Origin of the sequence: Stackebrandtia sp., from assembly GCF_035643755.1 — a bacterium.
In the GTDB taxonomy this organism is placed as follows: domain Bacteria; phylum Actinomycetota; class Actinomycetes; order Mycobacteriales; family Micromonosporaceae; genus Stackebrandtia.
On record NZ_DASQPW010000261.1, the window covers coordinates 30,531 to 54,561 of the forward strand.

The window sequence follows — 24,031 nt, forward strand, 5'->3', positions numbered from 1 at the left end:
GATCCTGGCCACGGAGTCGGGAAGCGGTGGGTGCACAGCGCGATTGTGTACCAGCGACCGCGGGCGCGTCCAGCGAGAATCAGATCATGGGCCCGTCGGGCACCCCGGGCACGTGCGGGTGGACCTCCGCGCCGCCGAAGGGCTCGTACGGCTTGGCCACGGGCGGGTTCTTCGGGTCGCCCAGCTCGACCTCCGGCGCGGGAGGCGTCGACGGGTCGAGTTCCCAGTAGTCGCCCGACAGCGGACGCCACGCCTTGAACTGGGCGGCGCTCTGTTGGCCGTTGCCGATGTCGTGGTGGGTCGGCAGCTCGAGCAGGGGTCCCAGCGAACCCTCGTTGTCCGCGCGGTCCTGCAGGATGACCTGGGTCGGCTTGTCGTTGTTGACCTGGTAAGCCTCGAAGGCGGGGTAGTCGCCGATGGTGCCGTCGATCTTGGCGGGCTGGCCCGGCGTGATGGTGACGTCGCCCTTCACGTGGTGCATGTCCCCGTCGATGTTGGGGGCGAAGGGGTTCACGGCGTTGTAGGTGATGTGCACCGCGCCCGTGGTGGACTCCTGGATCTTCACGTCGGGCGTGCCGACCTTCACGTTGCCCGCGCTGTCGACCGACGGGTTCTGGCGCGCCACAACGGTTCCCGTCTCGTAGTCCACGTACAGCGCGACCCGGTTCTCCTCGGGGTTGAAGTTCGGGTTCATGCCGCGGTTGTCGCCCTTGTCGTTGTGCGGCATGTTGAACACCTCGTCGCTGGGGATGTAGAGGCCGATCTTCACCAGGCCCATCCCCGGGTGCGGCGTGATCTTTCCGACCGCGACCACCGCGTTGGTTCCGCCGTTCTTCGGCAGTCGCGACGTCGGGTCCAGCGCCGCGGCCAGCTCCCAGTCCGTCTTGCTCACCGGGGCCCGGCCCAGCGTCGCCTGGAACGCCGCCGTCTGCTGCTGCTTGACGACGGGGTCCTTGGGGCCGATGTCGTCGGCGGCCTTGATGATCTTCGTCTGGTCCAGCGGCTTGTCCGCCGTGTTGGCCGCGGTGAATCCGCTGTCGAGCTGATTCCCCTCGCTCACCGCGTCGGCCATCAATGTGTTCGCCTGATTGGCGAGTTTGATGTTCTTGGCGTGATTCGCCTTTCCCTGCGCGGTGGCCTTGTCGTACGGTCCCCACAGGTCCTCGCGCCATTTATAGTCCACTATGCCTTTGGATGCGTCGAACTTCGCTCCCGGAATCGACTGGGCGATCGTCTGTCCCCGCTTCGCCTTTCCCTGCGCCGTGGTCAGGCCCTCGGCCAGGCGCGTGGTGTTGTTGGCGATCGTATTGGCGTGATCCCGAATCCCCTCGAGTTTCTTGCCGTGCTGACCGAGGTCCGTTCCCGCGGCCTGCCCGTCCGCGCCGTTCCACACCCCGGGGATCCGCGCCCGCAGGCCGTCCAGCTGCGCCCCGTGCGAGTCGGCGCTCTTGGATATCCCCTTGATCGCCTTTCCCTTGGCATGCAGGGCGCCGACATTCATTTTGACCAACTGTCCAAAGTCCATACTGTCTTTCCGTTTCGCCTGAAGCCATTGGAGATCATGGGGAGTTCGCCTCGAAACACATTGTGACACCGAAAGACCCGGGCGACAAAGCGCGAGAAGGGCGCATGAATGCCATCGTGAATTGCTCCAAAAGTCCACTTTGTGTGGAGGACCGACTAAGCACGAATCGACGCCCAAACACGAAATGCCGGACAGCGCCCGTAACGCGAAACGGGATTCGATAGTTTTCTCTAGGAGGACGCGCCCGCGCGCGTTCGCGGAACCACAGATCCGAATCTGGAGCCCGAGCCATGACCGCACCACGCGCCACCCAGGCACGCCGATGATGATCGCCGCCACCATCCTGTCCCTCGTCCTCATCGTCTTCTTCGGCATGCTCGGCGGCGCCAAGGTCATCCAGGTCCCCGCCATGGTCGAACGCGTCACCCACCTGGGCTACACGGTCCAGACCTGCCGCAAGATCGGCGGCCTGGAGCTGGCCGCCGCCGTCGGCCTGCTGGTCGGCTTCTTCTGGTGGCCGATCACCGTGGCCGCCGTGCTCGGCCTGGTCTGCCTGATGGTCGGCGCCATCGCGGCCCACTTCCGCGCCGGGGAGGGCTGGAAGGCCACCCTGCCCGCCGTGTGGCTGGGCGCCATCGCCCTGGCCGCCGGCGTCCTCACCGTCCTCGCCATGGCCGTGTGGCCTACGGGCTGATCGCCAGGAACACGAAGGCCGCCAACAGGCTCAGGTGAATCCCGGCGTGCAGCAGGTTCGCCCGGCCCGGTACCGCCGTGAGGATGCCGACGACCACCGTCAGCGCCAACAGCACCATGTGGGTGGCCCCCAGCCCCAGGATCAGCGGGCCGCTCATCCAGATCGAGGCCACGGCGATGGCCGGGATGGTGAGGCCGATGCTGGCCATCGCCGAGCCGTAGGCCAGGTTCAGGCTGGTCTGGGTCCGGCCGCGGCGGGCGGCACGGGCCGCGGCCAGGGTCTCGGGCGCCAGCACCAGCATGGCGATCACGACGCCCACCACCGACTGGGGCAGCCCCGCGGCGCGCACGCCCGATTCCACGGTGGACGACACCGCCTTGGCGTCGCCGACGACCGCGACCAGCGCGACCATCAGCAGCACCAGGCTCGTCACGAACTGTCTGGTCGCCGGACGGACGTGCCCCTCGTCGGGGGCGATCACCTCCCCGGCGGCGTCCACGGGCAGAAAGCTGTCGCGTTCCCGCCTGGTCTGGACGGTGACGAAGATTCCGTACAGCACCAGCGACGCCACGGCCGCGAACGCCAGCTGCCCGGCCGTGAACTGGGGGCCCGGGCGGGTGGTGGTGAACGTCGGCAGCACCAGGCTCAGCGTGGCCAGGGTCGCGACGGCCGCCAGGGCGGAGCCGGTGCCCTCGGCGTTGTAGACGGCGGTGCGGCCCCGCGCCCCGCCCACCAAAAGGGACACCCCGACGATGCCGTTACAGGTGATCATGACCGCCGCGAAGACCGTGTCCCGTGCCAGGGACGAGGCCGCGTCGGGATTGCCGCTGGCCATCAGCGTCAGAATCAGCGCCACCTCGATGATGGTGACCGACACCGCCAGCACCAGCGAGCCCAGCGGCTCGCCGACCCGATGCGCCACCACCTCGGCGTGGTGCACCGCCGCCAGCACCGCACCGCCCAGCAACACCGCGATCGCGATCACCAGCAGCGTGCTGGGTTTGCGGGACAGGCTCAGACCGAACGCGGCCAGGGCCAGCAGCGGTGCCCACGTCGTCCAGCGGTCCCTCGTCCATCGCAACACCCCGGCCATGCCGCAAAGACTGCCAGATGGGAGGGGCCGCATCGCGGATGTGACGGCGCTTGACAGCGTGCGGCACCATGGCGGCACGACGCCCGTCCGGCCGGGCGGGCCAGACGAGAAGTCCTGTTCCCTGGGGTGCTGTTTCCGTGAACCGGTGCGTTTCGGCTGGGCGGGCGTTGCTAACTTTTTCCTTACCCGGCGACTCAGGGAGTGTCACCGGGGAGCCGGGGAGCCTTTCAAGGGGTTGGGCTCCCCGGCCTCACGCTATTTCCGCTTCTTCCGCTTCGGCGCGCGCCAGCGGGCGATCACGGTCTCGGCCCCCACCACCTTCTCGCCGGGCACCACGAGGGCGTCGGCGGAGTCGGCGGGCAGGTAGACGTCGGTGCGCGAGCCGAAGCGGATCAGTCCGTAGCGCTCGCCCTTGGCCAACAGCGCCCCCGGCTGGGTGCGGTTGACGATGCGGCGGGCCACCAGGCCGGTGCGCTGGGCGACGGCGACGCGGCCGCGCGCGGTGTCCAGGACGGTGTAGCAGGCCACGTTGTGCTCGGCGTCGGGCTTCATCGCGGGGGCGTAGCCGCCCTCCTCGCGGAAGATGTCGACCACCTTGCCCGCCACCGGCGCCCGGTTGACGTGAACGTCCAGGATCGACAGGAACACCGCGATCCGCAGCCACTCGCCGCCATTGTCCGATGTGGAGGTGCCGAAACGGTCGTCGGTGACGCGTTCCACCGACAGCACCGTGCCGTCCCCGGCCGACACGACCGCGTCCGGGTCGTCGTCGGTGTGGCGCTGCGGGTCGCGGAAGAATGCCGCCGCCGGGACCGCCGCCAGGGCGGGCACCAGCCACAGCTTCGACTTCGGGCGCACCTTCTTGGTCAGCCCCGCCACGCCCAGCAGGATCGCGCCGGCGGCCAGCCCGTTGGAGTCGATGTTCATCCGCGACGTCAGCGGCACGCTGCTGGGGCGGAAGGTCGGCGCGATCCGCTCGGCGGTGTCGGGGGTCGCGGCCGAGAAGCGCAGCCGGTGGATGCGCAGCGGCGGGCGGTTGCGCAGCACCAGGTCGCTGCCGATCCCGAACTCCTCGTTGAGCTCGGCGAGGTCGTCGGTGGCGTGCGAGGTGAGCGGGGCGCTCAGGGTCAGCACGCCGCCGGCGGCGGTCAGCTCCCGCAGCGTGTCGGAGGTCTTGGCGAAGTCACCCGCCTCGTCGCGGACCGGCTCGGCCAGCATCACGACATCGGCGGGGGCGGCGTCGGACGGCGAGGCCACCAGCGACACCCGCTCCACCACCCAGGAACCCTGGTCGGCGAGGTACGACTCCATCGCCGGCCGGTCGGTGTCGGAGTTGAGCACCACGGTGAGCTTGTCGCCGGGCAGCAACGCGTCGATCGCCGCGGCCAATACCGGGTGGCCGGGACCGGCACCCAGGATCAGGCCGGTCTTGGGACCCGCGTGGCGAATGAACTCATCGGCGATGACCCGCGCGGCACGGCGGCTCACGCTCGGCGAAAAAGGCATGGAGCAATGGTAAGACGACTCAGACATGCGGATACATGCCGGTGCGTCTCTCACCCCACTGACCTCAAGAGTTTCAAGGTTATGAATGCGATGCGGGGCGTGTTCGCCGGTGCTAATCTCAAGACCGGCGCCAAGATCCACAACTGAAAAGACCGGGGGAATGTTGGCTCAACGCCGACAGCATTCCGTCGCGATGTTCATCGGGAGTGGTCACGAGTACGACGGTGGGGCGGCGCGCCGCAGACGCACCACCGACCGCAGGCCACCGATCCGATACCCCGTCGTGACACCTGTGTCCGCCGCATGGGACCGGTCAAGCGACGAACCGAGGTACCGCGCGCTTTGCACCTCGGTTCGTCGTCTATCCGCGATCGGACGACAAGAGTGGGGCGATCCCGTCACCGGGACCGCCCCACTTCGCTTGCCACGTACTAAGACTCGCCGTTGGACTCCCCGTCGCCGCCCGAGGCGTCGGCGGTGAGCTCGACTGGCGGGACGTCGGGGACCGTGACCGGCGTCTTCTCCGAACCCTCGAACGTGAGGTGAGCGTTCTCGAAGTCGACCGGGTCGCCCTCGCAGTCGATCGTCACGATCTGACCCGGGTTCAGCTCGTCGAACAGGATCTTCTCCGACAGCGTGTCCTCGATCTCGCGCTGGATGGTGCGGCGCAGCGGCCGGGCACCCAGCACCGGGTCGTATCCCTTGTGGCCCAGGAATTCCTTGGCCGCCTGGGTGATCTCCAGACCCATGTCGCGGTTGCGCAGCTGCTCCTCGATCCGCTTGATCATCAGGTCGACGATCTTGATGATCTCGTTCTCCGACAGCTTCGGGAACACGATCGTGTCGTCGATGCGGTTGAGGAACTCCGGACGGAAGTGCTGCTTCAACTCGTCGTTGACCTTCAGCTTCATCCGCTCGTAGTCGTCGGCGCCGTCGCTGTCGGCCTGGAAGCCCATGGACACCGCCTTGGCGACGTCCTTGGTTCCCAGGTTGGTGGTGAGGATCAGCACCGTGTTCTTGAAGTCCACGATGCGGCCCTGGCCGTCGGTGAGGCGGCCGTCCTCCAGGATCTGCAACAGGGTGTTGAAGACCTCGGAGTGCGCCTTCTCGATCTCGTCGAACAGCACCACCGAGAACGGCTTGCGGCGCACCTTCTCGGTGAGCTGGCCGCCCTCGTCGTAGCCGACGTATCCGGGGGGCGCACCCACCAGACGCGACACCGTGTACCGGTCGTGGAACTCGCTCATGTCCAGCTGGATCAGCGCGTCCTCGGAACCGAACAGGAACTCCGCCAGCGCCTTGGACAGCTCGGACTTACCCACGCCGGACGGGCCGGCGAAGATGAACGAGCCGGACGGGCGCTTCGGGTCCTTCAGGCCGGCGCGGGTGCGACGGATCGCCTGCGACACCGCCTTGACCGCGTCCTGCTGGCCGATGATGCGCTTGTGGAGCTCCTCCTCCATGCGCAGCAGCCGGGAGGTCTCCTCCTCGGTGAGCTTGTACACCGGGATGCCGGTCCAGTTGGCCAGCACCTCGGCGATCATCTCGTCGTCCACCTCGGTGACGGTGTCGAGGTCGCCGGCCTTCCACTCCTGCTCGCGGTGGTCGCGCTGGTCCTGCAGCTGCTTCTCGTTGTCGCGCAGCTGCGCGGCCCGCTCGAAGTCCTGCGCATCGATCGCGGATTCCTTGTCCTTGCGGGCCTGGGCGATCCGGTCGTCGAACTCGCGCAGGTCCGGCGGGGCCGTCATGCGGCGGATCCGCATCCGGGCGCCGGCCTCGTCGATCAGGTCGATCGCCTTGTCCGGCAGGAACCGGTCGGAGATATAGCGGTCGGCCAGCGTGGCCGCCGCCACCAGGGCGCCGTCGGTGATGGACACCCGGTGGTGCGCCTCGTACCGGTCGCGCAGCCCCTTGAGGATCTCGATGGTGTGCGCCAGGGACGGCTCCGGAAGCTGAATGGGCTGGAAGCGGCGCTCCAGCGCGGCGTCCTTCTCCAGGTACTTCCGGTACTCGTCCAAAGTGGTCGCACCGATGGTCTGCAGCTCGCCGCGCGCCAGCATCGGCTTGAGAATGCTGGCCGCGTCGATGGCGCCCTCGGCGGCACCCGCACCCACCAGGGTGTGGATCTCGTCGATGAACAGGATGATGTCGCCGCGGGTGCCGATCTCCTTGAGCACCTTCTTGAGGCGCTCCTCGAAGTCACCGCGGTACCGGGAACCGGCGACCAGCGCACCCAGGTCGAGGGTGTACAGGTGCTTGTCCTTCAGGGTCTCGGGCACCGCGCCCTTGACGATGGCCTGCGCCAGGCCCTCCACCGCGGCGGTCTTGCCCACGCCGGGCTCGCCGATCAGGACCGGATTGTTCTTGGTACGCCGCGACAGCACCTGCATGACCCGCTCGATCTCGGTCTCGCGACCGATCACCGGGTCCAGCTTGCCGTCCCTCGCCGCCTGGGTGAGGTTTCGTCCAAATTGGTCGAGCACCGGGGACGTCGACTGCGACTGCTCGCCGCTGCCGCCCGCGCCCGCGGCGGCGCCGGCGGGCTCCTTGCCCTGGTAACCCGACAGCAACTGCAACACCTGCTGGCGCACCCGGTTGAGGTCCGCGCCCAGTTTGATGAGGACCTGGGCGGCGACGCCCTCGCCCTCGCGGATCAAACCCAGCAGGATGTGCTCCGTGCCGATGTAGTTGTGGCCCAGCTGCAAAGCCTCCCTGAGGCTCAGCTCCAGCACCTTCTTGGCGCGCGGGGTGAAGGGGATGTGGCCGCTGGGCGCCTGCTGGCCCTGGCCGATGATCTCCTCCACCTGTTGGCGCACGCCCTCCAGCGAGATGCCAAGGCTCTCAAGGGCCTTGGCGGCCACGCCCTCGCCTTCGTGAATCAGCCCGAGCAGGATGTGCTCCGTACCGATGTAGTTGTGGTTGAGCATCCGGGCCTCTTCTTGGGCCAGGACGACAACTCGCCTCGCGCGGTCGGTAAACCGTTCAAACATGTGCTCGTGCTCCTTGCGTCCGCCCCGCTTCCGGGCTGGTCTGACCAGTTGTCAACTTACGTCCTCTTGACGGCTGGCCGACGATTTCGCCGACAGGACTGATTCCTTAATCAATGAGTCCACCCTATCGCTGATGTCCTACCCCAACGGCCACCCGTCCACCGCCATTCCCCACGGTCACCGGCGTACGCCGACAGCGAACATCCGCGGACCGTGACAGGCCCATGACAACGGCCCGTGTGCACGTTGTCACGTGAACACGGGCCGTCGCTCGCCTGCGGGTCAGTCGTTCATGAACCGTTGGCCCCGGCACCGGCGTGGTATTCGTCGATGATGTGCTGGGGAATCCGGCCGCGATCGGAGACCTTCTTTCCTTCGCGGGCGGCCCATTCACGAATGGCCTTGTTTTGTTCGCGGTCAATCGGCGCCCGCATGCGGGGCGCCGTGCTGGTCGCACCGGGCTTGTTTCCGGTGCTGTAGCGACCGATTTTGCGCGCCACAGTCACGTAATCGGTCAGTGCCTCACGAAGTGTTCCGGCGTGTTCGTGGGACAGGTCAATCTCATATGCGAATCCATCGAGTCCGAACTTGACGGTCTCTTCGGCTGTGCCGCCGTCAAGATCGTCCACGAGGATTACCTGTACACGTTGAGCCACCGCTAGACCTCCGGTTTGGTAATGATTGCCATTCGGTTGACCACTTTAACCCAAGGGAAATTCTAAATGTGGGCCGCGGTCCCACATTTAAGACTCGCCTTTCAATGTGGGTACCACGGCGGACATTTTCGATGGGTTATAGGCGCCGTAGGGCTTTACTCCGGCTTTACGAGCGGGAACAGGATGGTTTCCCGGATACCCAGGCCGGTCAGGGCCACAAGCAGCCGGTCGATACCCATGCCCATTCCGCCGGTCGGTGGCATTCCGTATTCCATTGCGCGCAGAAAATCCTCGTCCAGCCGCATGGCCTCATCCTCCCCGCGGGCGGCCTGGCGTGCCTGTTCAGCGAATCGTTCGCGCTGAACGACCGGGTCGATCAGCTCCGAATATCCGGTACCGAGCTCCACTCCGCGGACGTACAGATCCCATTTTTCGGTCAGGCCGGGCGTTTCGCGATGCGCCGCGGTCAATGGCGAGGTCTCTTCCGGGAAATCCATGACAAAGGTGGGCTGGACGAGCGAATCGACCACCAGGTGCTCGAAAAGCTCCTCGACGAGTTTCCCGGGACCCCACGCGGGGTTGACTTCCAGGCCCGTTTTATCCGCAAAAGTCGTCAGGGTCTCGAAGGGTGTTTCGACGGTCACTTCTTCGCCCAGGGCGCCGGAAAGCGAGCCATACAAGGTGATCTCGCTCCACTCGCCTCCCAATTCCACCTCGGTGCCGTCGGCGTGAGTCACCAGTGTGGAACCGAAAACACGCCGTGCGCTTCCCTGCACGAGTTCCTGAGTAAGTCGTCCAATCGACCGATAGTCCCCGTATGCCTCGTACGCCTCGAGCATCGTGAATTCGGGGGAATGTGAGGAATCGGCGCCCTCATTACGAAAGTTGCGATTGATTTCGAATACCCGATCGATGCCGCCCACCAGGCAGCGCTTGAGATACAACTCCAGCGCGATGCGCAGATAGAGGTCCATGTCCATCGCGTTGGACCGGGTGGTGAAGGGCCGGGCGTTGGCGCCGGAGGCGATCACCTGGAGGATCGGCGTCTCCACCTCCATGAAGTCGCGCTCGTGCAGCATGTCGCGCACCGCGCGCACCACGTTGGCGCGATTGCGGGCGTTGGCGCGCGCCTCGGGGCGCACGATCAAATCCACGTAGCGCTGCCGTACCCGGGTCTCCTCGCTGAGCGGCTTGTGCGCCACCGGAAGCGGGCGCAGCGCCTTGGACGCCATCGTCCAGGAGTCGGCCATCACCGACAGCTCGCCGCGCTTGGAGGTGATGACCTCGCCGGTGGCGCCCACGAGGTCGCCGATGTCGACCAGCCGCTTCCAGTCGGCCAGCGATTCCGCGCCGATCTTGCCGGCCGACAGCATGAGCTGCAGCTGGGTGCCGTCGCCCTCGCGGATGGTGGCGAAGCACAGCTTGCCCGCGGTGCGGTTGAAGATGACCCGGCCGGTCACCGACACCTCTTCGCCGGTGTTGGTCTCGGCGGGCAGGTCGGCGTGTTTGGCGCGCACCGCGGCCAGGGAGGTGGTGCGCTTGACACCCAGCGGGTAGGGCTTGGCGCCCTTGTCGAGCATGTCGGCGCGCTTGGCGTGGCGCACCTTCATCTGCTCGGGAAGGTCGTCGTCGTCCGGGATGCTGGGATTGTCGTTCACGGATACACCGCTTTCTGTGCTCATGGATTTCACGGCCCGCGTGTCTTTTGGGGCCGTGCACAAGCCTAAACGGCGGCGTAGCCGCGGTGCTATGCGGTTTTGGCCGCGAGGTGGCTGCGGAACACGTACGTGCAGTACGGCATCGTGAAGGTCTCGCGCCCGGCCAGCTGCGGGTGGGTGTTGAGCAACCCGGTGATCCCGTCGAGGACCTCGCGCTGCCGTTCGGGCGTGGCGGTGATGTAGTACGACCGCGACTGCACCAGGCGCACCAGGCCGGGGCCGTCCATCGGTTTTTCGTGGCGCACGACGTTCAGCTCGGAACCGTTGAAGTGGGGAGCGAAGGGCTCCTGCTCGGCGCGCAGCCGGGACGCCAGGATCTCGGCGTCCGAGGCGCTGGCGATCTCCGACATCCGCTTGACCCAGTCGCGCGACTCGTCGCGAACATTCCAGATCGGACAGAAGACGCCGCCCGGGCGCAGGACGCGGGCGATCTCCGGCAGTGCCTTGGCGGGATCGAACCAGTGGTACGCCTGCCCGGCCGTGACGGCGTCGGCGCAGCCGTCGGGCAGCGGGATCTCCTCGGCGCTGCCCACCTGGGAGCCGACCAGGCCCGTGGTGGTGTCCCGCAGCTTGTCGAGCATCTTGGCGTCGGGCTCGATCGAGGTGACGCGGTGCCCGGCGGCCACCAGGCCGCGGGTCAGCAGCCCGGTCCCGGCGCCGAGGTCGACCACATCCAGCGGGGAATCGCCGAAGGCCCAGCTCAGGGCCTCGGCGGGATAGGTCGGACGGACCGCGTCATACAGGTCGGCGGCCTGCCCGAACGAAAGAGCGTGGGTTTGTGGGGTGGGGGAGGAGGAAGCGGGAGTCACCTACTCAACTTATCGGCCGCCGGGCGCGATGTCATGCGTCCCAGGGGCACGAGATTCCTCACAGTGGTTGTTCGATTACCGAGATCACCCGACGTGCCGCGCACATGCCCAGTTGAAAGCGGGTTTGTACATCAAAAAAGTCCATGAGGGACCTAATTCGTCGTTGGACCGTGCGGCGCGACATCCCCAGGCGTCGCCCGATCGCCTGGTCGGAAAGCCCGCCCGCCAGAAGGCGGAGCAGTTCGTGCTGGTCAAGCGGGAGTTCCGGGGGTGCGGCAGCGGCCGGCGTGATGGCTTCGGTTGTGATTGGCATGCCTGTGCTCACCTCTCGCGTATTGGTGGTTCACCTGTATTCACGCGAAAGAGCTGGTACAAGTTGCGCGCCTCACCCAAATGAAAATGCCGGGTATCCGACCACTCGGTCAGGGTTGCCGAACGTGTCGGCTGAGGTACGCAGGTCGAGTTCGGTCGCGGCGTAGCCGTGATGCGCCGTCCACGCGACCGTGCCGCGCAGCGCGAACACGCCGCAGGCGTCGGAGGTCTTGATGCGGCGCGGCTCGGCGCCCAGCACCGCGTCGGCGGTGGCCCGGTCGAGCTCGCGGGCGGTGGCCTCGTCGTGGTAGTGCGACAGGTCGGTGCTGCACAACAGGACGGTGTCGGCGTCCACGAGGCGGTCGATGGCGGTGGCGATGTCGGCGATGGTCGACTTGCCGACCACGATCGGGGTGACCTCGGCGCCGGGGGCGCACACCTGGAGGAAGGGCAGCTGCACCTCCAGGGAGTGCTCGCGCTGGTGCGGTACCTCGTCCAGCGGCACGTCCTCGGGTCGCGGGGTGGCGACGGTGCCCAGCGGCGTCTCCCAGCCTTCGGCGGGGGAGCCCGCCATGCCTTGCAACGGAACGAAATGCGACGGCCCGATCAGGACGATGCGGCCGATCCGGTCGGCGTGGGCCCGCAGCCGCGCGTAGACGTGGGCGGCGACCGGCCCGGAGAAGCGGTACCCGGCGTGCGGGACAACGTACGCGCGGGCCAGCGCGTCGCCGGTCGGCACGTCGACGTCGTCCAGCAGGGACTCGATGTCCCGGCGCAGCGACTCGCCGGATTCGGGATAGAAACGTCCGGCCACCACAGCGGGTCGGATGTCACTCATGGGCGGTCCTTCGATCGTGCGGGCCGGGCCGACCGGTGGGCATGCCCAGGCGCACCGGACGACGTTTGGCGCCCCAGGTACCGGCCGGGCCACTGTATACACCGGGTACCCGGGCGCCGCAGTGTTCACAGTACCCGGTGTCGCTCAACGCGTACTCCTTCAGCACGTACCAGTCGCGCACCACCACGGGCTCGCCGCAGGCGCCGCAGCGCGTGGTGCCGCCGTCGGAGTCGTGGACGTTTCCGGTATAGACGTATTTGAGTCCGTGATCGATCGCGATGGCGCGGGCCCGGCTCAGGGTCGCCGGAGGGGTCGGCGGCACGTCGCGCATCTTGAAGTCGGGGTGGAAGGCCGTGAAGTGCAGCGGCACGTCGGGCCCCAGGTGCTCGGCGATCCACGCGCTCTGCTCGGCGATCTCGGCGTCGGCGTCGTTGTGCCCCGGGATCAACAGCGTGGTGATCTCGAGCCACACGTCGGTCTCGTGGTGAAGGTACTCAAGGGTTTCCAGGATCGAGCCCAGCTTGGCGAACGCCACCTTCTGGTAGAAGGATTCGGTGAAGCCCTTCAGGTCGATGTTGGCGGCGTCCATGTGGGAGTAGAAGTCCGCGCGGGGCTCGGCGTTGATGTAGCCCGCCGACACCGCGATCGTCTTGATGCCGCGCTGCGCGCACGCGTCGGCCACGTCCATGGCGTACTCGATGAAGATCGTGGGGTCGTTGTACGTGAACGCCACCGACGAACACCCCAGCTGCTCGGCCGCCCTGGCCAGCGCGTCGGGGGCCGCCGAGCCCGACAGAGTGTCGATCTCGCGGGACTTCGAGATGTCCCAGTTCTGGCAGAAGCGGCAGGCCAGGTTGCACCCCGCGGTGCCGAAGGACAGCACGGGCGTGCCGGGCAGGAAATGGTTGAGCGGCTTCTTCTCCACCGGGTCGACGCAGAAGCCCGAGGACCGGCCGTAGGACGCCAGCACGATCTGGTCGTCGATCCTGCCGCGCACGAAGCACAGCCCGCGCTGGCCCTCGCGCAGCTTGCAGGCGCGCGGGCACACGTCGCACTGGACGCGCCCGTCGTCCAGCGCGTGCCAGTACCGGGTGCCGACGGTGAACGGATCGGCCATGCTCAGGGCGTCGGCGGCCGGCGTGACGGTGGACATCCAACACCTCCTTATATCGAGGGTAGGCCCGTCGCGGTCGATGTGACCATCGGGCGATGACAGGATGACGGCTGTGTGGTCGCGGGACGAGCGTAGGTGGGTTCCGTTCGGTGCGGTCCCGCGGCGATGGTGGGCCGAGGCGGCGCTGGCGGCGGGCTTCGCCGCGGTGACGGTGTTGTTGCTGTGGCCGTCGTGGCTGGTCGACGTCGACGTCGCCGTGCGCGACTTCTGCCTGGGGCACCACGCGACGCCGCTGTTCTGGACGGCGCGGGTGCTGACGTTCGCCGGGCAGGGGCTGCCGCTGTCGCTGATCTGTCTCGGCCTGGCGGCGTGGCTGTCGCGGCGGCACCGCACGATCCGCCCGCTGTTGCCCGTGGCGGCGGCGTACGTCGTGCTGGCGCTGGTGCTGGGCGTGAAGGACTGGATGGATCGGGTGCCGCCGCGCTTCCCGACCGGGCACGCGCCCTATGTGGACGCCGCGGGGTCGGTGCTGTTCTCGGGCCAGGGCGCGTCGTCGTATCCGTCGGGACACGGCGCCAACACCGCCGTGTGGTACGGCCTCATCGTGCTGCTGTGCGGCGCCGCGCTGTCGGCGACCTGGCGCCGCGTCCTGCTCGTCGCGCCGCCGCTGGTGTCGCTGTCCGCGCAGCTGTATCTCGGCTACCACTGGCTGTCGGACTCGGTGGCGGGCTACCTGTTGGGCTGGTTGATCATCCGGGCCGTGCGGCGGGTTCCGTGGGACCGTGTGGGTCTCAGTGCGCGGTTCGGGCGCGGCGGCGGGCGTCGCGGGCGCGGCGCAGTCGATTGATCAGCGTCGGCTCGACCGCCAGCGCGTCGGGGTTGTCCAGCAGCTCCGACAGCAGCTGGTAGTACCGCGTGACGGATACGTCCAGCTCGTCCTTGATGGCCCGCTGCTTGGCGCCGGCGCCGCGCCACCAGCGCCGCTCGATGTCGAGCACGGCGCGCTGGGTGCGGGTGAGTCGGTCGGGGGGCGAATCCATGGGGGTCCTTTTAGGATTTATCGGGGGCGACCAGGGGGATGAGGTCGGCGACCGAGTCGAAGATGTGGTGGGGCTGGAAGGGGAAGCGGTCGATCTGCTCGCGCTCGGTGACGCCGGTCAGCACCAGGAAGGTCTCCAGGCCCGCCTCGACCCCCGCCACCACGTCGGTGTCCATCCGGTCGCCGATCATCGCGGTGGTCTCGGAGTGCCCGCCCGCCTTGTTGAGGGCGCTGCGCATCATCAGCGGGTTCGGCTTGCCCACGAAGTACGGGTCCACCTGTGTTGCCTTGGTGATCAGCGCGGCGACCGCGCCCGTGGCGGGCAACACGCCCTCGGGGGACGGGCCCGTCGGGTCGGGGTTGGTCGCGATGAACCGGGCCCCCGCCTCCACCAGGCGAATCGCCGTGGTGATGGCACCGACCGAATAGGACCGCGTCTCGCCCAGCACCACGTAATCGGGGTCGATGTCGGTCAGCACGTAGTCGATCTCGTGCAGCGCCGTGGTCAGACCCGCCTCGCCGATGACGTACGCGCTGCCGCCCGGGCGCTGCGTCTTGAGGAAGTCCGCCGTGGCCAGCGCCGAGGTGTAGATCGACTCGGCGGGCACGTGCAGACCCGCCGCCCGCAAACGGAAATGCAGGTCGCGCGGCGTGTAGATCGAGTTGTTCGTCAGCACCAGGAAGCGCTTCCCCGACGCGGCCAGGGCCTCGATGAAGTCACCCGCCCCGGGCACCGGCACTCCCTCGTGGACCAGCACTCCGTCCATGTCCGACAGCCAGCAGTCGATGGGCCCACGATCAATCATTTCGCCAGTCTGCCACCTGGGCCCGACGGATTGGGAGGCGTTTAAGGTGTACGGCGTGGATATAGCCGTGGTCGTGATTCTGGTCGCCGCATGCGGGGCGCTGGCGGGCGGCCTGGGCTACTGGGCGGTGCGGATCGGGAGGAATCGATGACCGAGCAGACAGGCGGCGACGCGACACCGGACTTCGCCACGACCTTCGAGCCGATCGGCGAATACCCCTTTGAGGACACTCACAACCTGCGGGTCGGCCCCGACCTGCACCCCGACCTGCTGCCGCTCCTGCCGTACATCGGGGTGTGGCGGGGCCGCGGCCAGGGCGGCTACCCGACGATGGACGACTTCGCCTACGGCCAGGAGGTGCGCATCTCGCACGACGGCCGCCCCTTCCTGTACTACGAGTCGCGCAGCTGGCTGCTGGACGGCGACGACAAGCCGATCCGCCGCGCCGCCCGCGAGGTCGGCTGGTGGCGGGTGACCAAACAGGAGGGTAAGCGCGACGAGGTCGAGCTGGAGCTGTCCCACCCCACCGGGGTCATGGAGCTGTACTACGGCCACGTCGACGGCACCACGGTCGAGATCGCCACGGACGCGGTGATCCGCAGCCCGCACGCCAAGGAGGTCACGGGCGGCAAGCGCCTGTACGGGATCGTCGACGGCGCCCTGATGTACGCCGCCGAACTCGCCGCGATGGGCCAGCCCCTCACCCCGCACCTGTCCGCCCGACTGGCCCGCATCGAGGGCTGACCCCACGGGACCCCGCGGACCGAGCTTCGCGAATGCGGGGGTCCGGGGGCGGCAGCCCCCGGCGGGGAGCACGGGGCGGAGCCCCGTGGCGGCGAGCGAAGCGAGCCAAAGAAGACTAAATCGACTGGGTCTTCCGAAGGAAGACAGACTGATCCCCGATTTAGAAGAGGCGGGCCGCGGTGGGTGTGAACCGCGGCCCGCCTCTTATCTGGGTTGGGCGGGAGAAAGCTTGTCGGCATGTCCAACGACTGCTGCGACAAGGGGTTACGGCGTCTTTTTAAACTGTCCTATTTATGCCAGTTTGCGATTTTCCGGGGATTGTGTATGGCTTTTCGATGAAATGTGGCTTGATGGGGGTTTCGGGCTCGATCCATGAATCGCCGCCGGTGCCCTGCGGATTCGCCCTCCAGCGGCGGCCCACCCGGTGTACGCCGATCGGGTGCACCGTGACTCCCTCGCCGTCGATGCGCAACCGCAGGAAGCACTTGTAGTCGTCGATGGACTGGCCGGCGAACAGTTCGTTGTCGTTGACGCCGAAGCGCCCGGCGATCACCAGGTAGGCCGACACGACGACGCTGGCGAGGATTCCCGAGATCGGCACATAGGCCACATAGGACGCCCAGCCCGAGAATCCGAACTCCGCGTACGTGAACGCGCCCAGCGTCGTGAGACCCAGATGCACCGCCGCGTGCCCGCCGGCCGCCAGCCAGTACTTCAGCGTCCGCGAACCCGCCGAGGGATAGGCGAAGGCGATGGTGATGCCGAGGGTGACCGCGGCCGCCGCGACCGCGGTGCCCGTCGAGTTGAGGAAGCTGACCAGCCCGAACAGGTGGATGATGCCCAGCAGCACCAGGAAGCTCGGGTTGCGCAGCGGCATCCGCCAGAAGATCTTCATCGCCTGGCGCCACGACTGCCGACGGTCGGGATAGCACACGCCCCTGGTGTAGGTGCGCGGCTCGGAACCGTGCCGCTGCATGGATTCCGGCGGCGGCGCGGTGATCCGCGACGGCAGGGTGTGGGTGCCCGACATGTAGGCCCCGCCGCCGCCCGCGGTCACCAGGTGCCGGTCCCCGCCGCCCTCCACCTCGCGGTAGTGGCTGTAGTGGTGGCGGTCGCCGGTGAGGATCAGCGGCACCTCGCCGCCCTTGGGTTCGATGACGGTGCGGATGAAGTAGTCGTAGCGGTCGAAGGCGCGCGGGTCGGCCTTGGTGAGCGTCCAGGTGGGGCGCGGAACGCACAGGATCACCTGGTCGCCGGGTTCCATGTCCTGCAAGGCTTCGGTGAAGTACTGCAGCTGCGGCTGGTCGAAGTACGCGTCGAACTGCGCGTCGATTCCCAACAGCCACCAGCGATGCGGAAGCCGCGCCGCCCAGTAGCTGCGCTTCTGGTACGTGGAGCGGCCGCCGATGTCGCGCCCGGCGGCGAACACCCGCAGGAACGCGGTGAGGCCGTCGAACCAGTCGTGGTTGCCGGGGATCGCGTACAGCGCGCCGTCGCCCTCGGGCAGCGCGGCCTGGAAGGGGCCCTTGAACTTGTTCTCGTAGTCGCGCCAGTTCGCGGCCGGGTAGACCTCGTCGCCGCCCATCACGGTGATGGAGCCGCGCGGCAGGGACCCGCCGAGATCCAGCTCGGGCTGGCTGGCCAGATAGGCGATGGTGTAGGTGGAGTCGAAGCCGTCACCGGAGTCGGCGATGAAGTCCAGCCAGACTTCGTCCCCAAGGGAGTGATCGAATCGGCCCTGTTCGGAGATGGCCTGCACCTCGCGCCGGTCGAGGTAGGCGTTGAGTACCTGAGCCAGGATCATGCGCCCGGCGGTGCCGGCGAGCACGCGGGTGGACAGCCACCGCACGGCCGTTTGGGGTTGGAAACGCAATTCCTTGGAACTCAAGCTGGAGGGGCGCTCGTTCATGTATCAACTGTGCCCGATTGATCACGCTTCGACAAATTCGGGACCTCCGGGGCGAGCACTTTGTACTGACCTATGTAGACGATATTCACTATTTATCTTCTTTTAAGCCTTGGGAACGAAACATCTTAGACGCCTTTGCGCTACTTCACAGAAACCATTGGAAGCATCCCCTCAACGGTCCCCAACAGTTAGGAATGGCAATGCTTCGCAAACGCACCCTGCGGCGGTTCGCGATACCCGCCGCGATCGCGACCGGGGCGGTCACCGTCGCCGGAGGTGTCGGCATCGTGCTGGCGGCCACCGCGGGCTTGCCGGACAAGAGCGCCGACCAGGTGCTGTCCGACCTCAAGTCCTCGCATGTGGACGGGTTTTCCGGAAACGTCACGCAGACATCCGATCTGGGCCTTCCCGCCACCGACAAGAGCAAGACCACCTCGGCGCTGTCGTCCGGCACCCACAAGCTGTCGGTCGCCTACACCGCCGAGGGCAACCGGGCCCGCGTGGCGTACCAGGGAGACGTCGCCGAGACCGACTACACCCGCGACGGCACGGACCTGTACCGCTGGGACAGCGCCTCGGGCGAGGTCCGCCACCGCACCCTGTCCGGTCCCTGGGCCGACACCCCGATGCTGCCGGTGAGCGGCTGGAACCCGCAGGGCAGCGCCGAAAAGGCCGCGGCCTCCGCGTCGGGAACCGACCTGTCCCTTGAGGACCAGGTGACCGTGGCCGGGCGCGACGCGTACATGCTGGTGATGAAGCCGAAGGACTCCTCCTCGCTCATCGACCAAGTGAAGGTCGCCGTGGACGGCGAGAACGGCATGGCGCTGTCCACCGAGGTGTACCCCAAGGGCTCCGATTCCCCGGCATTCTCGGCGTCCTTCACCGAGGTCAGCTTCGACGCCCCCAGCGCGAACACCTACAAGTTCCACGCGCCCAAGGGCTCCAAGGTGACCGAGGACGGCAGGCTGGGTGACGCGCTGGCGGCCGAGACCTCCGCGGGCGACGTCATCGGCGGCGGCTGGGGCTCGATCTCCCACATCGCGACCACCGAGGCCGAGATCAAGAAGACCCTGGTGGACGAGGGGGCCAGCCCCGAGGCCGTGCAGGGCTGGATCGACGACGCCAAGCCGGTCGACGGCGGCAAGCTGCTGGAGACCAAGGTGGCCAACGCCTACCTGACCGACGGCGGCGAGCTCTACGTCGGCGCGGTCGACTCCGACGCGCTGATCGCGGCGGCAAAGGGCTGATGAGTCCACACGAGACGGCGAGGGGGCCGGGGCACGACCCCCTCGCCGTGCGTACCGCCGGTCTGGCCAAGCAGTACGCCGGCGGACGCTTCGCCGTACGGGACCTCGACCTGGGGGTCCCGTACGGCGCCGTATACGGGTTCCTGGGACCCAACGGCGCGGGCAAGACCACCAGCATCCGGATGCTGCTCGGGCTCATCGAACCCACCGAAGGCCACTGTGAACTGTTGGGTGTGGAGATGCCGCGCGGGGCGCTGCGCGTGCTGCCCCGGGTGGGCACGATGGTCGAGGGCCCGGCCTTCCACCCGCACCTGTCGGGACGGGACAACCTGCGGCGCCTCGACTGCGCCGACCGCACCGCCGATCCCCGCACCACCACCCGCCGGATCGCCGACGCGCTGGACCGCGTCGGCCTGGGATCCGCGGCCCGCGCCCGCTTCGGCACCTATTCGCTGGGAATGAAGCAGCGCCTGGCGATCGCGGCGGCCCTGCTGCGCCCCCGCGACCTGTTGATCCTGGACGAGCCCACCAACGGCCTGGACCCGCAGGGCACCCGGCAGGTGCGCGAGCTGATCGCCGAGCTGGCGGGCGAGGGCATGACCATCCTGCTGTCGACGCATCTGCTGTCCGAGGTGGAGCAGATCTGTTCGCACGTCGGGATCCTTTACCGGGGAAGCATCGTGGCACAGGGCAAGATGGACGAACTGTGCTCCACGGCCGCGGCGCGGCTGCGGGTGGAGACCGACGACCCTTCCGCCGTCGCCGCCGAACTGGTCCGGCTCGGGCTGGGCGACGTCGCCGTCGACGGCGAGACGGTGCACGCCGACATCGGCGAGTCCGAGCCCGCGAAGATCAACGCATCCCTGGTGCACCAGGGCATCGGCGTGCGCGGCTTCGGCGTCCGTGCGCCCACATTGGAGGACGTGTTCATCTCGCTGACCGGGGAGGGCTTCGATGTCGGCTGACACACTCCGGGCCCCGGTCGCCGACCGGCTCAGCCTGCGACTGCTGCGCGGCGAGCTGCGGTTCATCGCCACCCGCCGCCGCAACCAGATCGCCCTGGCGGTGCTGTGCGGCGTCCCGGTCGTCCTGGCCCTGGTGCTCAAGCTGTCGGGCGCCGCCGAACACACCGCCTCGGCCCCGCCCATGGTCGCGATGATGTTCGGCAACGGCATGCTCGTGGTGCTGGCAGCCTTCAGCGTCGAATCGCTGATCTTCCTGCCGCTGGCGGTCGCCGTGCTGTCGGCCGACGCCGTGTCGGGCGAGGCGGCCGCGGGAACGCTGCGCTACCTACTCACCGTCCCCATCGGACGAACTCGGCTGCTGTGCGTCAAGTTCGCCGCCAACGCCATCGCCGTCGTCGCGGCGGTCGCGGCCGTGGCCCTGTGCGGGGCGATCGCGGGCATCGCCGCCTTCGGCGCCGGCGACCTGGTCACCCTGTCCGGCTCCACCATTCCGTTCGGAGACTCGCTGGGGCGGGTCGCGCTGGTGTGCCTGTACGTCATGGCGATGATGATCGCCTTCAGCACCGTGACCCTGTTCGCCGCCACCTGCACCGACCATCCCGCCACCGCCATCGTCGGCAGCCTGCTGTACGTCCTGTGTGACCAGTTGCTGGTGAGCGTGCCCGAGCTCGACTGGCTGGACCCGTACCTACTCACCGGGTACTGGCGCGACTGGGGCGATCTGGTGCGCGAACCCGTCCAGACCGGCAACCTCACGATCGGCCTCGTGGTGGCCGGGGTGTACGCCGCAGTCTTCGCCTCCGCCGCCTGGGCGCGATTCACCACAAGGGACATCACGTGTTAGGGCGCTTCGGGCATGGTGCGATTACTCACCTTCGCGTCATTCGGCGTCAAGATCATTCGGCCGGTACAGTTGCGTCATGGAGTTGCTGGTCAACCCCGAAACCTGGCTGTCGTTTCTCACCCTGCTGCTTTTGGAGCTGATCCTCGGCGTCGACAACGTCGTGTTCATCTCCATCCTCACCGGGCGGCTTCCCGAGGAGCAGCGCCCACGCGGGCGCTTCTGGGGCCTGTTCCTCGCGCTCATCACCCGCCTCGCCCTGCTGGCCACCCTGTCGTGGCTCGTGGGCGCCACCAAGCCGCTGTTCGCCGTGCTCGAGCACCCGGTGTCGGTGCGCGACATCATCCTGTTCGCCGGCGGGCTCTTCCTGCTCGTCAAGGCCGTCCACGAGATCCACGGCCGGTTCGAGGGCGCCGACGAGGAGCAGGCGCCGAAGCGCTCGGGCCGCGCGGCGTTCACGTCCATCATCATTCAGATCGCGCTTTTGGACATCGTGTTCTCGCTGGACTCGGTGATCACCGCGGTCGGCATGGCCAACGAGCTGGCCGTCATGGTGGCGGCGGTGATCGTGGCGATCGCGCTGACCATGGTGTTCGCCGGGGCCATCTCGGGGTTCATCGACCGGCACCCCACCATCAAGATGCTGGCACTGTCCTTTTTGGTGCTGATTGGCGCCAGCCTGATCGCCGACGGCCTGGGGTTCCACATCCCCAAGGGTTACGTGTACGGGCCGATCGCCTTCTCGCTTCTGGTGGAGATGCTCAACATCCGCGCCAAGAAGGCCGTCGACAAGAAATAGCCGGCGCCTCGCGCGTCGCCGGTGGAGTCCCGCCCGTCGGTGGGATGATGTGTGGGTCCCGGAATATCCCAATTACCCACATACAGAGTGATATGTCGAATTTCTTTGATCCTTCGGGGGCCGAGTTCTCGGTCTCCATGCGCGGCTACGACCGGGGCCAGGTTGACACCTTCGCCCGCCGGATCTCGGTGGCCGTGAAGAACGCCGAGCAGACCCGCGCCGAGGCCGAGTCTAAACTGGCGGACGTGCGGTCCACGTTGCGGCACAACGAGAACCGCGTCAACGCCCTGGAGCGACGGCTGGCCGACACCGCGGCCCAGATCGCGGAGAACGAGCGGCCCACCCTGGCCGGACTCGGTGCCCGCGTGGAGAAGGAGCTGCGCGCGTCCGAGCGCGAGGCCGACGAACAGCGCGACGCGGCCAAGCGCGAGGCCACGGCCATCCGCTCCACCGCCCAGGCCGAGGCGGACGCCACCGTCTCCTCGGCGCGCGTCGAGTCCGACGCCATGACGGCCACCGCCAAGCGCGAGGCCGGCGAGCTGGCCGCCGTCGTCCAGTCCGAGGCGGTCGAGGTGCGCGAATCCGCCCGCCGCGACTGCGAGCTGCTGCGCGCCGACACCCAGCGCGACGTCGACCAGAAGCGCAACCAGATCCACCAGGAGGTCACGGAGATCAAGGCCCGCACCGAGCGGGACATCGCGGTCAACCGCGCCACAATGGACCGAGAGGTGACCCAGCTGCGCGCCGCGGCCGCCCGCGAGGCCGACGAGCAGCGGGCGGCGGCCGCCACGCTGCTGGCCGAGGCCGCCGAATCCCGGCAGACCCGTCTGCAGGAGCTCGCCCTGGCCCAGGCCGAGCGCCGCGAGCAGGTGGAGCGCGAGCACTCGCAGCGGCACGCCGACGCGGTCGCCCAGGCCCAGCGCATCGTCACCGAGGCCGAGGAACGCTGGGCGCTGGCCGATCAGCGCAGCCGCGAGACCAAGCAGAAGGCCGAGGACCGCGAGGCCGAGGCCGACCGGCGCGGCATGGAGATCGCCGCCCAGGCCGAGGCGATGGTCGCCTCGATCCTGGCCGAGGCGCGCACCGAGGCCGAGCGGATCCGCACCGAGGCGGCCACCGCGGCCGCGGAGATGGTGCAGCCGCTGCGCGACGAGGTGGCGGAGCTGCGCCGCAGGGAGAGCTCCGTGAGCTCCAACCTGGACGATCTGCGCCGTCAGCTCGGCAACGTCGCGGGGTCGGGAACCGATTGGGAGAAGGCCAATCTGTCGACCGGCGACGACCTTCCGCTCAACCCGCCGCGCCCGGCCTACGCGGTGGAGACGCCCACCCAGCAGATCCCGGCGATCAGCTGATGTGACCGAACCGCGCCGCCGCGTCCCGCCGTGGGCGCGGCGGCGCGTCGTCTCAGGAGCGCCCCATGCCGCCCCGCAGCAGGGCCTGCCCGATCTGGACGGTGCGGCGGGTCTGGAAGCGCATGGCGGTCAACTGGATCTCGCCGGGCAGCGGCTGATCGGGGGCGCCGCCGACGTGAGTCGTCCCGTATGGATTTCCCGACTGGAACTGGATCGGGTCGGCGTAGCCGGGTGGGACGATGACGCAGCCCCAGTGATAGAACGTGTTGTTGAGGGCCACCAATGTGGTCTCCTGCCCACCGTGGGCGGTGGCGCTGGCGCCGAACGACGACACCACCTTGTTGACGAGCCTTCCCTGCTGCCACAGGGGTCCCGAGGTGTCGATGAACTGCTTGAGCTGCGCGGTGGGAAGCCCGTAGCGGGTGGGCGTGCCGAACAGCACGACGTCCGCCCATTCCAGATCATCCAAAGTGGCTTCTTCGATGTCCTGTGTGGTGTCGACGTGCGCCTGCCACGCCTCATTGGACGCGATGGCCTCCGGCGGCGCCAGCTCCCGCACCTTGCGCAGCCGCACCTCCGCACCGTCTATCGTGCCCGCCTCATCGGCGGCGGTGGTAGCCAGAGAGTGCACCGTGCCGGTGGCGGAGTAGTAGATGATCGCGACCTGGACCGGCGTGGGCATGTCGATCTCCCCCTGACGATGTGACGACTGTCTCGGCCGCGATCCTACGGTGTTCATCGGGTGTGTGACCGCGAAATGCCAGGTCGCGAGCCCTTGTCAGCGCGGGTGCGCGTGACGTATGGTCACTCGCGTAACCACCCACCCACGGGAGCCCGGAGCACCGGGCTGAGAGGGAAGCCAGCGCTTCCGACCGTTGAACCTGATCCGGATCATGCCGGCGCAGGGAGAAGGAGACATGGTTGAACGGCGTTCCGTATCCGTCCCCTTGGGACGATTGCACTGCATCACCGACACCCGGCCCGGCGCCGACCCGATCGCCGTCGCCCGAGCCGTGCTGGCGGCCGGCGCCCCGGTGCTCCAGGTCCGCGTCGCCGACTCCTACACCGACCGCG

23 protein-coding genes and 1 riboswitch are annotated in these 24,031 nt (G+C 68.0%); of the genes, 9 read left to right on the forward strand and 14 right to left on the reverse strand.

Going from position 1 to position 24,031, the window contains the following annotated elements; genetic code table 11:
• Positions 1-79 precede the first annotated feature (79 nt).
• Complete coding sequence (locus tag VE172_RS20150; protein WP_324803769.1) at positions 80-1,501, reverse strand: hypothetical protein; 1,422 nt, start codon at positions 1,499-1,501, stop codon at positions 80-82.
• Between the two features lie 346 nt (positions 1,502-1,847).
• On the opposite strand from VE172_RS20150, the gene VE172_RS20155 reads away from it, so the two are divergent.
• Positions 1,848-2,219: a DoxX family protein gene (locus VE172_RS20155; RefSeq protein WP_324803770.1), complete on the forward strand. Its 372-nt coding sequence runs from the start codon at positions 1,848-1,850 to the stop codon at positions 2,217-2,219.
• Here VE172_RS20155 and VE172_RS20160 read toward each other — a convergent pair.
• The 9 genes from VE172_RS20160 to amrS all read right to left on the reverse strand — a co-directional run bounded on the left by VE172_RS20160 (position 2,209) and on the right by amrS (position 13,258).
• Positions 2,209-3,312 (reverse strand): calcium:cation antiporter, encoded by a 1,104-nt coding sequence (locus VE172_RS20160; protein ID WP_324803771.1) that lies wholly within the window; start codon positions 3,310-3,312, stop codon positions 2,209-2,211. The genes VE172_RS20155 and VE172_RS20160 overlap by 11 nt on opposite strands.
• A 255-nt stretch (positions 3,313-3,567) precedes the next feature.
• On the reverse strand, positions 3,568-4,818 hold the full coding sequence (locus VE172_RS20165; RefSeq protein WP_324803773.1) for a phosphatidylserine decarboxylase: 1,251 nt from the start codon (positions 4,816-4,818) through the stop codon (positions 3,568-3,570).
• A 431-nt stretch (positions 4,819-5,249) separates the two neighbouring features.
• Entirely contained in the window at positions 5,250-7,808 is a 2,559-nt protein-coding gene (locus VE172_RS20170) for an ATP-dependent Clp protease ATP-binding subunit (RefSeq protein WP_324803774.1), read from the reverse strand.
• Positions 7,809-8,098: 290 nt separating this feature from the next.
• Positions 8,099-8,464, reverse strand: a complete 366-nt coding sequence (locus VE172_RS20175) for a histone-like nucleoid-structuring protein Lsr2 (protein ID WP_324803775.1) — start codon at positions 8,462-8,464, stop codon at positions 8,099-8,101.
• Positions 8,465-8,619: 155 nt separating this feature from the next.
• Complete coding sequence (gene lysS / locus VE172_RS20180; protein WP_414715131.1) at positions 8,620-10,074, reverse strand: lysine--tRNA ligase; 1,455 nt, start codon at positions 10,072-10,074, stop codon at positions 8,620-8,622.
• 137 nt (positions 10,075-10,211) lie between these two features.
• A complete protein-coding gene (locus VE172_RS20185; protein WP_324803777.1) occupies positions 10,212-10,991 on the reverse strand; it encodes a class I SAM-dependent methyltransferase in 780 nt (259 codons plus the stop codon).
• A gap of 58 nt (positions 10,992-11,049) precedes the next feature.
• Entirely contained in the window at positions 11,050-11,304 is a 255-nt protein-coding gene (locus tag VE172_RS20190) for a helix-turn-helix domain-containing protein (protein WP_324803778.1), read from the reverse strand.
• 72 nt (positions 11,305-11,376) lie between these two features.
• A complete protein-coding gene (gene amrB, locus VE172_RS20195) occupies positions 11,377-12,141 on the reverse strand; it encodes an AmmeMemoRadiSam system protein B (protein WP_324803779.1) in 765 nt (254 codons plus the stop codon).
• Positions 12,134-13,258, reverse strand: a complete 1,125-nt coding sequence (amrS, locus tag VE172_RS20200) for an AmmeMemoRadiSam system radical SAM enzyme (RefSeq protein ID WP_349258474.1) — start codon at positions 13,256-13,258, stop codon at positions 12,134-12,136. Before amrS ends, amrB begins: the two co-directional genes overlap by 8 nt.
• Before the next feature lie 100 nt (positions 13,259-13,358).
• Here amrS and VE172_RS20205 point away from each other — a divergent pair, with 100 nt between their 5' ends.
• The gene (locus VE172_RS20205) at positions 13,359-14,102 is read left to right on the forward strand and encodes a phosphatase PAP2 family protein (RefSeq protein ID WP_324803781.1); all 744 of its coding nucleotides are present in this window, start codon (positions 13,359-13,361) and stop codon (positions 14,100-14,102) included.
• Here VE172_RS20205 and VE172_RS20210 read toward each other — a convergent pair.
• Complete coding sequence (locus VE172_RS20210; protein WP_324803782.1) at positions 14,047-14,295, reverse strand: DUF3263 domain-containing protein; 249 nt, start codon at positions 14,293-14,295, stop codon at positions 14,047-14,049. The genes VE172_RS20205 and VE172_RS20210 overlap by 56 nt on opposite strands.
• A 10-nt stretch (positions 14,296-14,305) precedes the next feature.
• Positions 14,306-15,100, reverse strand: coding sequence for an HAD-IIA family hydrolase (locus VE172_RS20215; protein WP_324803783.1), 795 nt, complete (start codon positions 15,098-15,100; stop codon positions 14,306-14,308).
• Between the two features lie 55 nt (positions 15,101-15,155).
• Between VE172_RS20215 and mtfM the strand changes: the two genes are divergently transcribed.
• On the forward strand, positions 15,156-15,251 hold the full coding sequence (mtfM, locus tag VE172_RS20220) for a small membrane protein MtfM (RefSeq protein WP_324803784.1): 96 nt from the start codon (positions 15,156-15,158) through the stop codon (positions 15,249-15,251).
• Positions 15,248-15,844: a heme-binding beta-barrel domain-containing protein gene (locus VE172_RS20225; RefSeq protein ID WP_324803785.1), complete on the forward strand. Its 597-nt coding sequence runs from the start codon at positions 15,248-15,250 to the stop codon at positions 15,842-15,844. Before mtfM ends, VE172_RS20225 begins: the two co-directional genes overlap by 4 nt.
• A 277-nt stretch (positions 15,845-16,121) precedes the next feature.
• Here VE172_RS20225 and VE172_RS20230 read toward each other — a convergent pair whose 3' ends face one another.
• Positions 16,122-17,753, reverse strand: a complete 1,632-nt coding sequence (locus VE172_RS20230; RefSeq protein ID WP_324803786.1) for a hypothetical protein — start codon at positions 17,751-17,753, stop codon at positions 16,122-16,124.
• Positions 17,754-17,953: 200 nt separating this feature from the next.
• Here VE172_RS20230 and VE172_RS20235 point away from each other — a divergent pair, with 200 nt between their 5' ends.
• The 5 genes from VE172_RS20235 (at position 17,954) to VE172_RS20255 (ending at position 22,957) form a co-directional block, all read left to right on the forward strand.
• The gene (locus tag VE172_RS20235; protein WP_324803787.1) at positions 17,954-19,000 is read left to right on the forward strand and encodes a LolA family protein; all 1,047 of its coding nucleotides are present in this window, start codon (positions 17,954-17,956) and stop codon (positions 18,998-19,000) included.
• Positions 19,001-19,047: 47 nt separating this feature from the next.
• A complete protein-coding gene (locus VE172_RS20240) occupies positions 19,048-19,965 on the forward strand; it encodes an ABC transporter ATP-binding protein (protein ID WP_324803789.1) in 918 nt (305 codons plus the stop codon).
• On the forward strand, positions 19,955-20,809 hold the full coding sequence (locus tag VE172_RS20245; protein WP_324803790.1) for an ABC transporter permease subunit: 855 nt from the start codon (positions 19,955-19,957) through the stop codon (positions 20,807-20,809). The genes VE172_RS20240 and VE172_RS20245 overlap by 11 nt, the downstream gene beginning before the upstream one ends.
• A gap of 76 nt (positions 20,810-20,885) precedes the next feature.
• Positions 20,886-21,605, forward strand: a complete 720-nt coding sequence (locus VE172_RS20250; RefSeq protein WP_324803791.1) for a TerC family protein — start codon at positions 20,886-20,888, stop codon at positions 21,603-21,605.
• Positions 21,606-21,697: 92 nt separating this feature from the next.
• Complete coding sequence (locus VE172_RS20255) at positions 21,698-22,957, forward strand: coiled-coil domain-containing protein (RefSeq protein WP_324803792.1); 1,260 nt, start codon at positions 21,698-21,700, stop codon at positions 22,955-22,957.
• Between the two features lie 52 nt (positions 22,958-23,009).
• Here VE172_RS20255 and wrbA read toward each other — a convergent pair whose 3' ends face one another.
• On the reverse strand, positions 23,010-23,639 hold the full coding sequence (gene wrbA, locus VE172_RS20260; protein ID WP_324803794.1) for an NAD(P)H:quinone oxidoreductase: 630 nt from the start codon (positions 23,637-23,639) through the stop codon (positions 23,010-23,012).
• Between the two features lie 134 nt (positions 23,640-23,773).
• Positions 23,774-23,884, forward strand: a riboswitch (TPP riboswitch).
• Positions 23,885-24,031: the final 147 nt, after the last annotated feature.